Here is a 13,393-nt window from a genome sequence, read left to right as displayed (position 1 = left end):
GTTGGCAGGCAAGCCCGACAGGCCCCTCCCGTTCGGAAGACAGGGGCGGATGAGAGGAAACGGTGATTTAGATGGCAAGCAACCTCGCCCACCTGCCCGAGCCGGAACCGCTGCGCGCGATCACGATCTCCCGCGACGTGCAGGATTTCGACCTTCTGATCGAGGACATGGAGGCGGAGCTTGGCGAAGGCTGGGGTGATCTCAGCTTCGTCGAGGCCTCGAACTTCCTGCGCCAGGACGAGGCGCGCGAACTGGAATTCGTGGTGATCGCGGCCAACCAGATCGACGAGGAACGGCTGACCCTCGTGATAGACGTGATCCGCGACGCCAAGCGCGCGGGCCTCAAGGTGATCCTCGTGGCCGAGGGCATCAGCCCGATCTCCATGCACGAGCTGTTGCGCGCGGGCGCCGACGACTTCGCCCCCTACCCCCTGCCCGAACAGGCGCTGGCCGAGGCCGTCGCGCGGGTGCGCGCGCCCGGCAGGCAGGACGCCGTCGACGTGCTCAGGCGCGCGGGCGCGGACATGGTCGAGACGACCGCCCTGCCCGCCCCCGGCGCCCATGTCGGCACCGGCGCGGCCACGCTGACGGCGGTTGCCGCCCCGACCGGCGGCGGCTTCGTCAGCACCCCGGGCGACGGCGCGCTGTTCGCGCTGCAATCCACCTCCGGCGGCAACGGCGCGACGACGATCGCGGTCAACCTCGCCTGGGAATGGGCGAACATCTCCAAGTCCGAGGCGCCGAAGGTCTGCCTGATCGACCTCGGGCTCCAGTTCGGCTCGGTCGCGACCTATCTCGACCTGCCGCGCAAGCCGACGATCTACGAGGTGCTGACCGACATCAACTCCATGGACGAGCAGGCGTTCAAGCAGGCGCTGACCCCGTTCAAGGACAGGCTGCACGTCTTCACCGCGCCCCAGGACGTGCTGCCGCTGGACGTCGTCGGCCCCGCGGAGATCACCGGCCTGCTGACCTTCGCGCGCAAGGCCTTCGACGTCGTGATCGTCGACATGCCCAACGCCGTGACCCCCTGGACCGAGGCGGTCCTGGGCATGACCGACCTGTTCTTCCTCGTCTGCGAGCTGGAGATGCGGTCGGCGCAGAACACGCTGCGGTTCCAGCGGCTGCTGCATGGCGAGGGCATCGCGACGGACCGGCTGGGCTATCTGCTCAACCGCGGTCCGGGCAAGCTGGACATGTCGGGCCGCGGGCGCATCGACAAGTTCGCCTCCAGCCTCGACATCAAGTTCAAGGCGATCCTTCCCGATGGCGGCAAGCAGGTGACCGAGGTGAACGACCAGGCCCTCCCCCTGCGGGAGCTGGCAGCCTCGAACGCCCTCACCAAGGAGATCGCGAAGCTCGCGAAGGAGCTTCATGCCGCCCGCCTGGCCATCGAGGGCAAGGGCGAGACCACAAGGAAGAAGTCGCTCTTCGGATTGTCGTTCGGCTGAGGATCAGGAGGTTCGGATGTTCTCGCGTTACAAGAAGCCCCAGATCCAGGGCGCCAAGCCCATCGGCGCCCCCGCCGCCGCTCCGGCCCAGGCGGCCGGCCCCAAGGCCGCGCCCGATGCCGCCCCGTCGAAGCCGCTCTCGGCGCGCAAGCCCGCGCCCGCCCCCGCCGCCGCCGCGCCCGCAGACAAGGACCTCAAGCGCCGCGAGCGCATCGAGGAGCTCAAGACCGAGATGCATCACAGGTTGCTCGACAACCTGAACCTCTCGGCCGTCGAGAAGGCGGACGCTGCCGCGCTCCGCGCGGAGATCGTGTCGATCACGACCGAGGAACTGGCCGAGATGGGCGTCGTGCTCGGCCGCGAGGACCGCAAGACCCTCAACGACGAGCTCTTCGACGAGGTCACCGGCCTCGGCCCTCTGGAGCCGCTGCTGAAGGACGACAGCGTCAACGACATCCTCGTGAACGGCCCGCACAACATCTATATCGAGCGCAACGGCAAGCTGCAGAAGTCGGACATCCGCTTCAAGGACGAGCGGCACCTGCTGCGCATCATCGACAAGATCGTCTCGGCCGTGGGCCGGCGCGTCGACGAATCGAACCCCTATGTCGACGCCCGCCTCAAGGACGGCTCGCGCTTCAACGCGATGGTGCCGCCGGTGGCCGTGGACGGCTCGCTCGTCTCGATCCGGAAGTTCAAGAAGGAGAAGCTGGGCGTCGACGACCTCGTCCGCTTCGGCGCCTTCACCGAAGAGATGGCGACCTACCTGCAGGCCGCCGGCGCCTGCCGTCTCAACATCATCGTCTCGGGCGGGACCGGCTCGGGCAAGACGACGACGCTCAACGCGCTCAGCTCCTTCATCGGCCCCACCGAGCGGGTGCTGACGATCGAGGACACCGCGGAACTCCAGCTCCAGCAGGACCATGTCGGCCGGATGGAGAGCCGTCCGCCCAACGTCGAGGGCAAGGGCGCCGTGACCCAGCGCGACTGTCTCAGGAACGCGCTGCGGATGCGTCCGGACCGCATCATCGTCGGCGAGACCCGCGGCGAGGAGGTCATCGACATGCTCCAGGCGATGAACACCGGCCATGACGGCTCGATGACGACGATCCACGCCAACTCCGCCCGCGACGCGGTCTCGCGTCTGGAGAACATGATCGCGATGGCCGGCATCGAGATGCCGATCAAGGCGGTGCGTGCGCAGATCGCCTCGGCCGTGAACCTGATCGTGCAGGCCTCGCGCCTGCAGGACGGCTCCCGCCGGATGGTCTCCATCTCCGAGGTGACGGGAATGGAGGGCGAGGTGATCACCATGCAGGAGATCTTCCGCTACGAGCGTCTCGGGCTGGAACCGGACGGCACCATCATCGGCCGCTTCACCGCCACGGGCATCCGCAGCCACTACGCCGACCGCTTCAAGGCCTGGGGCTACGACCTGCCCAGCTCCATCTACGAACCCGCCGGAGGCCGCTGAGCCATGCAACTCTCGATCGAGCCGCTGATCTACCTGGCGATCTTCGGCAGCATCTACCTCATCATCGGCGCGATCTACATGCTGGTCTTCGGCAAGTCGATCAAGCTGAACAACCGCGTCAACCGCCGCCTCGAACTGATGGAGAAGGGCGCGACGCGCGACGAGGTCATGGCCCAGCTCCGCAAGGAGATGAGCCAGCACGAGAGCGCGAAGAACATCCCGCTCTACTCGCTGCTGGCGGAACGGGCGCAGAAGGCGAACCTGGCCTTCACGCCGGGCATGCTGATCGGCGTGATGATCCTGATCTGCTTCATCACCTTCGGCCTGCTGACCCTGTTCACCGCATCCGCCATCCCGATCCGCATCCTGGTCTCGGTCGCTTTCGGGGTCGGCGGCGTCTACTTCTGGGTCAACAAGCAGGCCAAGAAGCGGCTCAACCTGCTGGAGGAACAGCTTCCCGACGCGATCGAACTGATCGTGCGCAGCCTGCGGGTGGGCCATCCGCTATCCTCGGCCATCGGCATCGTCGCCAAGGAGGTGGCCGACCCGATGGGCACCGAGATGGGCTTCATCGCCGACGAGGCCGCCTACGGCCGCGACATCCCCGAGGCGCTGCGCGCCCTCGCCGAACGGGTGGAGCTTCAGGACCTGCGCTTCCTGGCCGTGGCCGTCGCGATCCAGCAGAAATCGGGCGGGAACCTCGCCGAGATCCTCGAAGGGCTCAGCCGCGTCGTCCGCGCCCGCTTCAAGCTGTTCCGCAAGGTGAAGGCGATCACCGCGGAGGCGCGCTGGTCGGGCATGTTCCTGTCGGCCTTCCCGATCCTGGCGCTGGTCGGCATCAACGTGATGAAGCCGGACTACTACGCTGACGTAAAAGACACGGCCTACTTCATTCCTGCGGCAGCCGTTGTCTGCGTCTTCCTGATCGTGAACATCTTTTTCATGCGCGCCATGGTCAACATCAAGGTCTGAGGGACGAGCGTCATGGACTACATGCAGATATTCGACTCCGTCGTCGCCGGCATCCTCGGACCCGACGGGATGATCTACATCGCGGGCATCGCCGGGATCCTGCTCGTCCTGCTCGCCCTGCCGATGGTCATGGTCAAGAAGATCGACCCGCTGGACCGCATCGCGCAGGAAAAGAAGTCCGTCACGATGGAGCTTCTGGGCAATGAGCGGCTCAACCGCCACGGCAACCGCAACGAACATCTCGCGAAATACGCCAAGTTCCTCGACCCCGAGGACGCGGAGGAGATGTCGAAGACCCGGATGATGCTGAGCCGCGCGGGCTATGGCCACAAGGACGCGGTGCGCACCCTGACTGCCTCGCAGTTCCTGCTGGGCCTGGGCCTGCTGACGCTGGGCGCGATCTACACCTTCGTGCTGACCTCCGGCCACAGCCCGCTGTCGATGTTCCTCTACACGGTGCTGCCCGGCGCGGTGGGCTACCTCGCGCCAAAATACTGGCTCCAGAAACGCGTCGAGAAGCGCAAGCAGGAGATTCAGGACGGCTTCCCCGACTCGCTCGACCTGCTTCTGGTCTGCGTCGAGGCAGGCCAGTCGCTCGACCAGTCGATCATCCGCATGGCCACCGAGATCGAGCCCTCCTATCCCGCGCTGGCCAGCGAGTTCATCATGGTCGCGCAGGAGATGAAGGCCGGCAAGGCCAAGCCCGATGTCCTGCGCTCCATGGCCGAACGCTGCGACCTGACCGACATCACCTCCTTCGTGACGGTGCTGATCCAGTCGGCCAGCTTCGGCACCTCGATCGCCGACGCGCTGCGGGTCTATGCCGACGAGATGCGCGACAAGCGCGTCATGCGCGCCGAGGAGAAGGCGAACGTCCTGCCCACCAAGCTGACCGTCGGCACGATGATGTTCTGCGTGCCGCCGCTTCTGATCATCCTGATCGGGCCGTCACTGCACGGCATCGCCGAGACGCTCGGCGGCGGCGCGGTGGGCTTCTAGATGCGCGCCCTGGCGATCCTCTGCGCGGCGGTCCTCGGGGCCGCCTGCACGCCGTCGGACGACCTGGTCGGGCGCGGCCTGCCGCCCGACACCCCGCTTGCAGCGCCGGGCCATGTGCCGGGTGCCGCCGACGAGGTCGATCCGATGATCGTGGGCGACCGCCTGCTGGCCGCCGACCAGCCGGAACTGGCGATCGACGCCTATCTGCGCGCCGCAGCGCGCGACGGGATGACCCAGGGCATCAGGCTTTCGATCGCCTCGGCCAATATCGAGCTCGGCCGCCTGGGCCAGGCCGAGGCGCTGCTGCGCGACGTGCTGGAAGAGGACCCGCAGAACGCCGGCGCGATGAACAATCTCGGCGTCGTCCTTCTGGAACAGGGCGAATGGGGCGAGGCGCACCGCGTCCTGCGTGCGGCTTTCGCGCTACAACCCACCCCGGAAATCAGGGACAATCTTCTCGTCTCCGAGACAAAGCTGGCCTCCCGGACATACGCTGACGCGCACAACGAGAACGCCTTCACGCTGACCGAGCGGGGGAACGGGGTGGTCACCCTGTCCGCACCCTGACGGCAATGAAAAACCCCGAAGGCAGAGAGCAGAGAAGGACGCATCTCATGCGCCACCGTATCGCCGTGGCCCTCCTCGCCGGGGGCACTCTGGTTCTGTCCGGCTGCAACGCGATGAGCGATGCAGACGTCGCCCGTGCCGTCGCCAACGCCGAGGCCGCGGAGGCCGACAGCATCCGGGAGATCATGCTGACCGTGGCCGAGCCGCGAGAGGCCATCGACTACTTCAACCGCCGCATCGCCACCGAACCCGACCTGATCGAGCCCCGGCGCGGCCTCGCCACCAGCCTCGCGCGCGGCGGCCGCGCCTCCGAGGCGGTGCTGGCCTGGCGCAAGGTCATCGCCCATCCGGACTCGGGCCACGAGGACAAGGTGATGCTCGCCGACGCGCTGATCCGGACCTCCGACTGGGCCGAGGCCAAGACTGTGCTCGACTCGATCCCGCCCACCCACGAGACCTTCGATCGCTACCGGCTGGAAGCGATGGTGGCCGACGCCAACCAGCAATGGTCCCGCGCCGACAGCTTCTACGAGACCGCGGTCGACCTGACGACCAAGCCCGCGGGCGTCCTGAACAACTGGGGCTTCTCGAAGCTGACGCGTGGCGACACCGGCGCCGCCGAGAGGCTGTTCATCGAGGCAATCACCTACAACGAAGACCTGTTCACCGCGAAGAACAACCTCGTCCTGGCCCGCGCCAAGTCGCGCAACTACGCGCTGCCCATCGTTCCCATGACCCAGGAGGAGCGGGCGCAGCTGCTGCATACCGCCGGCCTCGCCGCGGTGAAGCAGGGCGACACCGATATCGGGCGCACGCTGCTGCAGGACGCCATCGACACCCATCCCCGCCATTTCGAGCCCGCGGTCCGCGCCCTGCAGGCGCTGGGCTGACCCGACAGGAGCCGTCATGTTCGTCGACCTCGCCATCACCCCGCTTCAGGCCCTGATCTTCGGCGTCCTTACCCTGCCGGTCACGGTCTGGGTCATCTACACGGACGTCACCGAGATGAAGATCAAGAACCTCGCGGTGCTGGCGATGCTGGCGGTCTTCGCGGTGGCGGGCCTGTTCCTGCTGCCGCTCGGCGACTACGGCTGGCGCTGGGCGCAGTTCGGGATCGTGCTGGTCGTGGGCTACATGCTCAGCGCCGGGCTCGGCTTCGGCGCAGGCGACATGAAATACGCCGCCGCGGTCGCCCCCTTCGTGCCGGCCGCCGACGTAACTCCGCTGGCGATGCTGTTCGTGGTCTGGTCGGTGCTGCTGCTGGCCTTATTCTTCTCGGCCCGCCGCTCGACGGCGCTGCGCAGCTCCGCGCCGGGCTGGGTCTGGCTGAACGATCAGGCGCACGGCAAGGCGCACAAGCTGAAGACGCCCTTCGGCGTGGCCCTCGCCCCCACCGTCAGCACGTATTTCTTCCTCGGCGCCATCGCCTGATCCCCGGAGGGCACGTCCCATGAACATGCAGGTCGATCCCGCCGCCGTCGACACCGGCGTCCCCACCCCGAGGCAGCCCCGCACCCTGCAGGAGACGGGGCTCAGCGGCGTCACGCTGCGGGACGTGCTGCTCAAGACGATGTTCCGCAAGTCGGTCGAGACGGTGCGCGAGGTCTCTGCCGCAATCCGGCTGACGACCGGCCTGACCCAGCAGCTGATCGAACAGGCCCGCGACGCCGGGCTTCTGCAGGCGACCGGCACAATGCATGCCGGGTCGTCGGGCGAGATGGGGTTCCAGCTGACCGACCAGGGCAAGGCCCGGGCGCTCGACGCGCTGAAGCAGTCTGAATATTACGGCGCGATGCCCGTGCCGCTCCGTGACTATTCCAGTCAGGTCAAGCTGCAATCGGTGAAGAACGTGGCGCTGACCCGGCAGCGCCTGCTGCAGTCGATGGGCCACCTGATCCTGCCCGAGAACCTTCTCGACCAGCTCGGCCCGGCGGTCGGCTCCGGCCGCTCCGTCCTGCTTTACGGCCCGCCCGGAAACGGCAAGTCCTCGATCGCGGAAGGCATCCGCGCCGCGCTGGGCGACACGATCTGGATTCCCCACGCGATCGAGTATTCGGGCCAGATCATCACCGTCTTCGACCCGATCGTCCATACTCCCGTCGCCGAGGAGGTGGACAGCACCGCGCTGCGCAAGGTGAACAAGCGCATCGACGAACGCTACGTGCTGTGCAAGCGGCCCACCGTGATGACCGGCGGCGAGCTGACGCTCGACATGCTGGACCTCAAGTACAACTCGATCGCGCGGACCTACCAGGCCTCGCTCCAGCTGAAATCCTCGGGCGGCGTGTTCATCGTCGACGACCTCGGCCGCCAGGTCGAGCCGCCGCAGAAGATCATCAACCGCTGGATCGTCCCGATGGAGATGGGCTACGACATCCTCGCCCTGCAATCGGGCGAGAAGTTCGAGGTTCCCTTCGACACGCTTGTGGTGTTCTCGACCAACTTCCATCCGAACAGGATCTTCGACCAGGCCGCGCTGCGGCGGATCTTCTTCAAGGTGCTGATCGACGGGCCGACCCAGTCGGAGTTCCTGCAGATCTTCGCCATGGTCGCGAAGAAGAAGAAGTTCGAGCTCGACGAGGCGTCGCTGATCCATCTGCTGAGGAACAAGTACCCCGAGATCGACAACGTCTACGCCAACTTCCACGGGCAGTTCCTGATCGACCAGATGATCGCGGCCTGCAATTTCGAGGGGCTGCCCTATCGCATGACCCCCGAGCTCGTGGACCGCGCCTGGGCCAACCTGTTCGTCGCCGAGAGCGATATCGCCCATTGAGCCGGGGGGCGCCGCCCCCTCCCGCCCCCTTGCGCCGGAGGCCGTCCGCCATCGCCGTCTCGATCCACGCCAGGCCGGAACCTCGCATAGCGCCGCGATTGATCCTGCCGTCCATTCTCGGCGCAGCCACGGTGCTGGCGGGGCTGCTGACGCTTCAGGTCGCCGTCACCCCAGCCCCCGCGACGACCGGGACCTCGACGACGGGCCCCCTCGCCGCTTCGGCGGCGGCATTGGGCACCGCCTTCCAGGACCTCTGCCAGGAGACCGGATGCGATGCCGATGCACTCACCCGGGCGATCGGGGCGGGCGCGGCCGCGATGTCCGAGGCGGAGCTGCGCGCGGCCCTCGCCGCGCAGACCGACCTGCTCGCCCGCATGACGTCCGCTGCCTCCACGGCCGGCGGCGAGGGTGCGCCGCCCCGCGCCCTCGCCGCCGAACGGCGGATCGCCGAACTCTACGCAGCCACCCTGGCCGGGCGCACAGGCGACCTCTGACCATCCGCCCCTCGGGCGGGCGAGCCCGATATCGCCACATTCCCGCCTTGAGTGGGGCAGCCCGCACGGGGCGGATCACCCGCGGGACGCAGCGTCAGATTCACGAATATCGCCTGAACGCGGTCACAGACCCGCCCCTTTTTCCCGACATCACTTCGCTCAGGGACCGATCCCGTGATCCGCAACCTGAAGGTTCGATAAAATGTTCAACAAAGACTTCATCAATGACGAATCCGGCGCCGTCACGGTCGACTGGGTCGTCCTGACCGCCGCGTTGGTCGGCCTGGGGCTCGCCGTCATGGCCGTAATCTCGACAGGCCTGCAATCCCAGTCCACCGCCGTCCAGACCCAGATGTCTGATGGCACGATCATCAAGACGGCGTTCTCCGGCCTGAACTCGGATATCGCCGGGCTTGGCGGTCTTTCCGCAGGGGATGTGAGCAACTTCGGAAAGACGGCTCTGAACGACGCCTACGGCGTCATCGATCAAGGTGCGGTCGCCGACGGCGCAACCGAGATCGCGGCCATAGACAACACGTTCGTTGAAGGCGTCGGCTATACCGTTGGGGGCGTGGAGTACACGACCAAGGCCGATGCCTACGAGGCAGCCGCCGCTACCTCGACGAACATCCAAGCTTATTCCGACAACGCGACGTTGCTCGACGAAGCGAACCAGCGCGGCCTATCGTGGAACGAGGCCACCAGCGAATTCGAGTAAGCTCCGTCAAAATCTCCCAAGAGGGCGGCCCCGCGGCCGCCCTTTCTGCGTGCCGTTTCGCGCGCTACCTGCAGCGCCATGGACCTGCCCGCCCCCCTCGCCGCCTTCTTCGCCCGCCGCCACTGGACGCTGCATCCCCACCAGCGGGAGATGCTGGAGCGCAAGGACCTCCCCTCCCTTCTGCTGATCGCGCCCACCGGGGGCGGCAAGACGCTGGCGGGCTTCCTGCCGACCTTGGCCGAGATCGCGGAAACCGGGCACCAGGGCCTCCACACGCTCTATGTCTCGCCGCTCAAGGCGCTCGCCAACGACATCCGCCGCAACCTCGCCACGCCGATCGAGGAGGCCGGCCTGCCGATCCGCGTCGAGGACCGCACCGGCGACACCAGCCAGGCCCGGCGCAAGCGCCAGCGCGCCGACCCGCCCCACATCCTGCTGACCACGCCCGAGAGCCTGGCGCTGATGATCTCCTACGAGGACGCCGCCCGCACCTTCGCCGGGCTCAGGCGCATCGTCGTGGACGAGATCCACGCCCTCGCCGACAACAAGCGCGGCGACCAGCTGATGCTCTGCCTCTCGCGCCTGCAGACCCTCGCCCCCGGCCTGCGCCGCGTCGGCCTGTCGGCCACGGTCGACGACCCCGCCGTGATCGCCCATTACCTCGCCCGCCACCCGGACCCCTGCCCGATCCTCCACGCCGATCCCGGCCCGCCCCCCGACATCGACATCCTCGAGATCGAGGAGGATCCGCCCTGGGCAGGCGCTGGTGGCCGCTATGCCATCCCCGCGGTCCTGCGCGAGGTGCGGCGCCACAAGACGACGCTGATCTTCCACAACACCCGCGCCCAGGCCGAGATCTTCTTCCACCACCTCTGGCTCGCCAACGAGGACGGGCTGCCCATCGGCATCCACCACGGCGCGCTCGCGAAGGAGGCCCGGCTGCGCGTCGAGCAGGCGATGGTGGCGGGCCAGTTGAAGGCCATCGTCGCGACCGGCTCTCTGGGCCTCGGGATCGACTGGGGCGATGTCGACCTCGTCATCCAGATCGGCGCACCTAAGAAGGTGAAGAACCTCGTCCAGCGGATCGGCCGGGCGAACCACCGCTACAACGCGCCCTCCAAGGCGCGGCTCGTGCCGGCGAACCGCTTCGAGGTGATCGAATGCGCCGCCGCGCTCGAGGCGGTGCGTGCGGGAGAGCTCGATGGCGACCTGCGGCTCGACGGGCCGCGTGACGTGCTCTGCCAGCACATCGCCTGCGTTGCCTGCGCCGGGGACTTCGCTGCCGACACGCTGTTCGCCGAGGTAAAGACAGTCGGCCCCTATTCCACGCTGAGCCGCGCCGCCTTCGACGACTGCCTCGATTTCGTGGCCACCGGCGGCTACGCGCTGCGCGCCTACGACCGCTACCAGCGCCTGAAGGAACGCCGCCCCGGCGTCTGGGGCCTGCGCGACCCGCGGTCCGCCCGGCAGATCCGTATGAACCTCGGCACGATCATCGGCACCGACAAGCTGAAGGTCCGCTTCCGCGGCCGCGGCGGCCAGCCGCTGGGCGAGATCGAGGAGGGCTTCGCCGCGACCCTCACCAAGGGCGACACCTTCCTGATGGGCGGCCAGGTCGTCCGCTACGAGGGCATGCGCGAACTGACGGTCGAGGTGTCCCCCCGCCCCGACAAGGAGCCGCGGATCGCCACCTATATCGGCTACAAGTGGACCACCTCGGTCCAGCTTGCCCACCGCATCCAGGACATGCTGCACGAGATGCGCTTCGACGCCCTTCCGCAGCACACCCGCCACTGGCTGGAGCTTCAGGCGAAGCATTCCTCGCTGCCCGAACCGGGCCGCCTGCTGGTGGAGCACTTCCCCCGCGACGGGCGCCACCACACCGTCATCTACGGCTTCGCGGGCACGAACGCGCATCAGACGCTGGCGCTTCTGGTCACCAAGGGGATGGAGGAGGCCGGCCTCGACCCGCTGGGCTTCGTCTCGAACGACTACGCGACGATGATCTGGGGCCTGAAGCCCATGGGCGACATCCGCCCCCTGCTCTCCCATGACGGCATCGCCGTGGCGCTCGACAGCTGGCTCAAGGGCAACGCGGTGATGAAGCGGACCTTCCGCAACGCCGCGATCATCGCCGGTCTGATCGACCGCAACTTCCCCGGCAAGCGCTCGACCGGGCGGCAGGCCGCCTTCTCGAGCGACATCCTCTACGACACGCTGCACCGCTACGACCCGGACCACCTGATGCTGCGCATCACCGAGGAAGAGGCGATGCGCGGCCATATCGACTTCGGCCGGGTGGAGTTGCTGCTCGACACGGTCGGCGACCGCATCGACCAGTTGCGCCTGTCCCGCGTCTCGCCGCTCGCCGCGCCGATGTTCCTCGAACGAGGGATCGTCCCGATCAGGGGCAAGGCCGAGGGCCGCCTGCTCGAGGACGAGGCGGCGAAGCTGATGGCGGAGGCAGGGCTCAGCCTCGACTGATCGCGCCGACTCGTTAAGGTTAACGCGCGCCTGCGCTTCTTTCGATGCTCCCCAAATATGCCGGGGGAGCGAGCGAAGCGAGCGGGGGCAGAGCCCCCTTGCCCCCGCCCCCCCGAAGTGATTCATCGGAACGCATGCGGAACGCCCATGACTTCACCTTTGCAGGCCAGCGCCTGACCGCCCGCGCTACCGGCGCGCTCTGGTGGGATGCCGAGGGCGTGCTGATCGTCAGCGACCTGCATCTCGGCAAGTCCGAGCGCCGCGCCCGCCGCGGCGGCAGCCTGCTGCCCCCCTACGAGACCGAGGACACCCTGATCCGGCTGCAGGCCGACATCCTGGAGACCGGGGCCGCCCATGTCGTCTGCCTGGGCGACAGCTTCGACGATCTCGAGGCCGCTGCAGGGCTCGCCGCGCGGCCTCGCGACCGGATCGCCCGGCTGATGGCGGGGCGGGACTGGACCTGGATCACCGGCAACCACGACCCCGCCCCGCCGGGCCTGCCCGGCCGGGTCGCCGATACGCTGGCGCTCGGGCCGGTGACGCTCTGCCATGTCGCGACCGGGGCCGACCGGCCCGAGATTTCCGGCCATTATCACCCGAAGGCCGCGATCCATGTGCGTGGCCGCGCCATCTCGCGCCCCTGCTTCCTGCGCGACGCGCGGCGGCTGATCCTACCCGCCTACGGCACCTATACCGGCGGCCTGCGGTCCCGCGACCCGGCGCTCGCGCGGCTGATGGCGCCGGACGCGCGCGCCATCCTCGCCGGGCTGCCGATGGTCGAGATCCCGATGCCCAGATGAGGGCCCTGCTGCTGCCGCTGGCGCTCGCCGCCTGCATCCCGTCCGAGGTGGTCTCGCCGCTCCTTTCCGGCTATCGCGACGCCTCGGTCCCGATCGCCTCCAAGGCGGATTTTGACCCGGCCCGTTTCGCCGGACGCTGGTACGAGATCGCCCGCTTCCCGGTCCCGTTCCAGTCGGACTGCGCGGGCGCCATCGCCGAGTACGGTCCGCCCGAGGACGGCGTGCTGTCGGTACGCAACCTCTGCCTCGACGCCGAGGGCCGCGTCACCGACAGCATCGAGGGCGCGGCGCGGCCGGTCGGTCCGGGACGGCTGCGCGTCACGCTCGACGGCGTGCCCTTCGCCGCGCCCTACTGGGTGCTGTGGACCGACGAGGGATATCGCACCGCGGTGGTCGGAACCCCCGACGGCCGGGCGGGATGGATCCTGAACCGGGCACCGACCCTGCCGCGCGACCGGCGTGTCGCCGCGCTCGAAGTGTTGGCGTTCAACGGTTTCGCGGTCGAAAAACTAGCGTGGACGGAGCAGGAGTGAAGCTGGAGGCAGAAAATGATTCGCAAATGCGAATCTCTGTTTGACCAGCGATTCGCTCACCTGCTACGTCCTCCGTGCGGTCGAGCAGTTGACCGGTAAAAAAGCAAACAAAACACCGGGCTAGA

General features: G+C 67.9%; 13 protein-coding genes. All 13 read left to right on the top strand.

The features are described 5' to 3' along the window. Nucleotides 1–71 precede the first annotated feature (71 nt). Nucleotides 72–1,451 (top strand): CpaE/TadZ family protein, encoded by a 1,380-nt coding sequence (locus tag DR046_RS06260; RefSeq protein WP_115381055.1) that lies wholly within the window; start codon nt 72–74, stop codon nt 1,449–1,451. Nucleotides 1,452–1,467: 16 nt separating this feature from the next. After that, nucleotides 1,468–2,925: a TadA family conjugal transfer-associated ATPase gene (locus tag DR046_RS06255; RefSeq protein WP_115381053.1), complete on the top strand. Its 1,458-nt coding sequence runs from the start codon at nt 1,468–1,470 to the stop codon at nt 2,923–2,925. A 3-nt stretch (nt 2,926–2,928) separates the two neighbouring features. Next, nucleotides 2,929–3,897 carry a type II secretion system F family protein gene (locus tag DR046_RS06250; protein WP_115381051.1) on the top strand — a complete coding sequence of 323 codons (969 nt, stop codon included), beginning with the start codon at nt 2,929–2,931 and terminating at the stop codon, nt 3,895–3,897. 12 nt (nt 3,898–3,909) lie between these two features. Then, nucleotides 3,910–4,896: a type II secretion system F family protein gene (locus DR046_RS06245; protein WP_115381049.1), complete on the top strand. Its 987-nt coding sequence runs from the start codon at nt 3,910–3,912 to the stop codon at nt 4,894–4,896. Then, entirely contained in the window at nt 4,897–5,463 is a 567-nt protein-coding gene (locus DR046_RS06240; protein ID WP_115381047.1) for a tetratricopeptide repeat protein, read from the top strand. Nucleotides 5,464–5,510: 47 nt separating this feature from the next. Then, nucleotides 5,511–6,353, top strand: a complete 843-nt coding sequence (locus DR046_RS06235) for a tetratricopeptide repeat protein (protein WP_115381045.1) — start codon at nt 5,511–5,513, stop codon at nt 6,351–6,353. Nucleotides 6,354–6,369: 16 nt separating this feature from the next. Continuing rightward, nucleotides 6,370–6,894 carry a prepilin peptidase gene (locus tag DR046_RS06230; protein ID WP_115381043.1) on the top strand — a complete coding sequence of 175 codons (525 nt, stop codon included), beginning with the start codon at nt 6,370–6,372 and terminating at the stop codon, nt 6,892–6,894. Nucleotides 6,895–6,913: 19 nt separating this feature from the next. Continuing rightward, on the top strand, nt 6,914–8,239 hold the full coding sequence (locus DR046_RS06225) for a DUF8689 domain-containing protein (RefSeq protein ID WP_115381041.1): 1,326 nt from the start codon (nt 6,914–6,916) through the stop codon (nt 8,237–8,239). A gap of 98 nt (nt 8,240–8,337) precedes the next feature. Then, nucleotides 8,338–8,733 (top strand): hypothetical protein, encoded by a 396-nt coding sequence (locus DR046_RS06220; protein ID WP_115381039.1) that lies wholly within the window; start codon nt 8,338–8,340, stop codon nt 8,731–8,733. Nucleotides 8,734–8,935: 202 nt separating this feature from the next. Further along, nucleotides 8,936–9,451, top strand: coding sequence for a hypothetical protein (locus tag DR046_RS06215; RefSeq protein ID WP_115381038.1), 516 nt, complete (start codon nt 8,936–8,938; stop codon nt 9,449–9,451). A 78-nt stretch (nt 9,452–9,529) separates the two neighbouring features. After that, nucleotides 9,530–11,935 (top strand): ligase-associated DNA damage response DEXH box helicase, encoded by a 2,406-nt coding sequence (locus DR046_RS06210; RefSeq protein ID WP_115381036.1) that lies wholly within the window; start codon nt 9,530–9,532, stop codon nt 11,933–11,935. A gap of 134 nt (nt 11,936–12,069) precedes the next feature. Then, nucleotides 12,070–12,735, top strand: a complete 666-nt coding sequence (gene pdeM, locus DR046_RS06205; protein ID WP_115381034.1) for a ligase-associated DNA damage response endonuclease PdeM — start codon at nt 12,070–12,072, stop codon at nt 12,733–12,735. Next, nucleotides 12,732–13,268, top strand: a complete 537-nt coding sequence (locus tag DR046_RS06200; protein WP_115381032.1) for a lipocalin family protein — start codon at nt 12,732–12,734, stop codon at nt 13,266–13,268. Before pdeM ends, DR046_RS06200 begins: the two co-directional genes overlap by 4 nt. Nucleotides 13,269–13,393: the final 125 nt, after the last annotated feature.

Source organism: Jannaschia formosa, from assembly GCF_003340555.1.
GTDB classification, from domain to species: Bacteria; Pseudomonadota; Alphaproteobacteria; order Rhodobacterales; family Rhodobacteraceae; genus Jannaschia; species Jannaschia formosa.
The sequence above is the reverse complement of the archived record's forward strand: the minus strand, read 5'-3'. Positions and strand labels throughout refer to the sequence as shown.

What these genes read in the sequence shown, in the direction of transcription:
- DR046_RS06225 (WP_115381041.1), top strand. Translation starts at nt 6,914, where the DNA reads ATGAACATGCAGGTCGATCCCGCCGCCGTCGACACCGGCGTCCCCACC.
- DR046_RS06215 (WP_115381038.1), top strand. Translation starts at nt 8,936, where the DNA reads ATGTTCAACAAAGACTTCATCAATGACGAATCCGGCGCCGTCACGGTC.
- pdeM (WP_115381034.1), top strand. Translation starts at nt 12,070, where the DNA reads ATGCGGAACGCCCATGACTTCACCTTTGCAGGCCAGCGCCTGACCGCC.
- DR046_RS06250 (WP_115381051.1), top strand. Translation starts at nt 2,929, where the DNA reads ATGCAACTCTCGATCGAGCCGCTGATCTACCTGGCGATCTTCGGCAGC.
- DR046_RS06230 (WP_115381043.1), top strand. Translation starts at nt 6,370, where the DNA reads ATGTTCGTCGACCTCGCCATCACCCCGCTTCAGGCCCTGATCTTCGGC.
- DR046_RS06235 (WP_115381045.1), top strand. Translation starts at nt 5,511, where the DNA reads ATGCGCCACCGTATCGCCGTGGCCCTCCTCGCCGGGGGCACTCTGGTT.
- DR046_RS06260 (WP_115381055.1), top strand. Translation starts at nt 72, where the DNA reads ATGGCAAGCAACCTCGCCCACCTGCCCGAGCCGGAACCGCTGCGCGCG.
- DR046_RS06200 (WP_115381032.1), top strand. Translation starts at nt 12,732, where the DNA reads ATGAGGGCCCTGCTGCTGCCGCTGGCGCTCGCCGCCTGCATCCCGTCC.
- DR046_RS06255 (WP_115381053.1), top strand. Translation starts at nt 1,468, where the DNA reads ATGTTCTCGCGTTACAAGAAGCCCCAGATCCAGGGCGCCAAGCCCATC.
- DR046_RS06245 (WP_115381049.1), top strand. Translation starts at nt 3,910, where the DNA reads ATGGACTACATGCAGATATTCGACTCCGTCGTCGCCGGCATCCTCGGA.
- DR046_RS06240 (WP_115381047.1), top strand. Translation starts at nt 4,897, where the DNA reads ATGCGCGCCCTGGCGATCCTCTGCGCGGCGGTCCTCGGGGCCGCCTGC.
- DR046_RS06210 (WP_115381036.1), top strand. Translation starts at nt 9,530, where the DNA reads ATGGACCTGCCCGCCCCCCTCGCCGCCTTCTTCGCCCGCCGCCACTGG.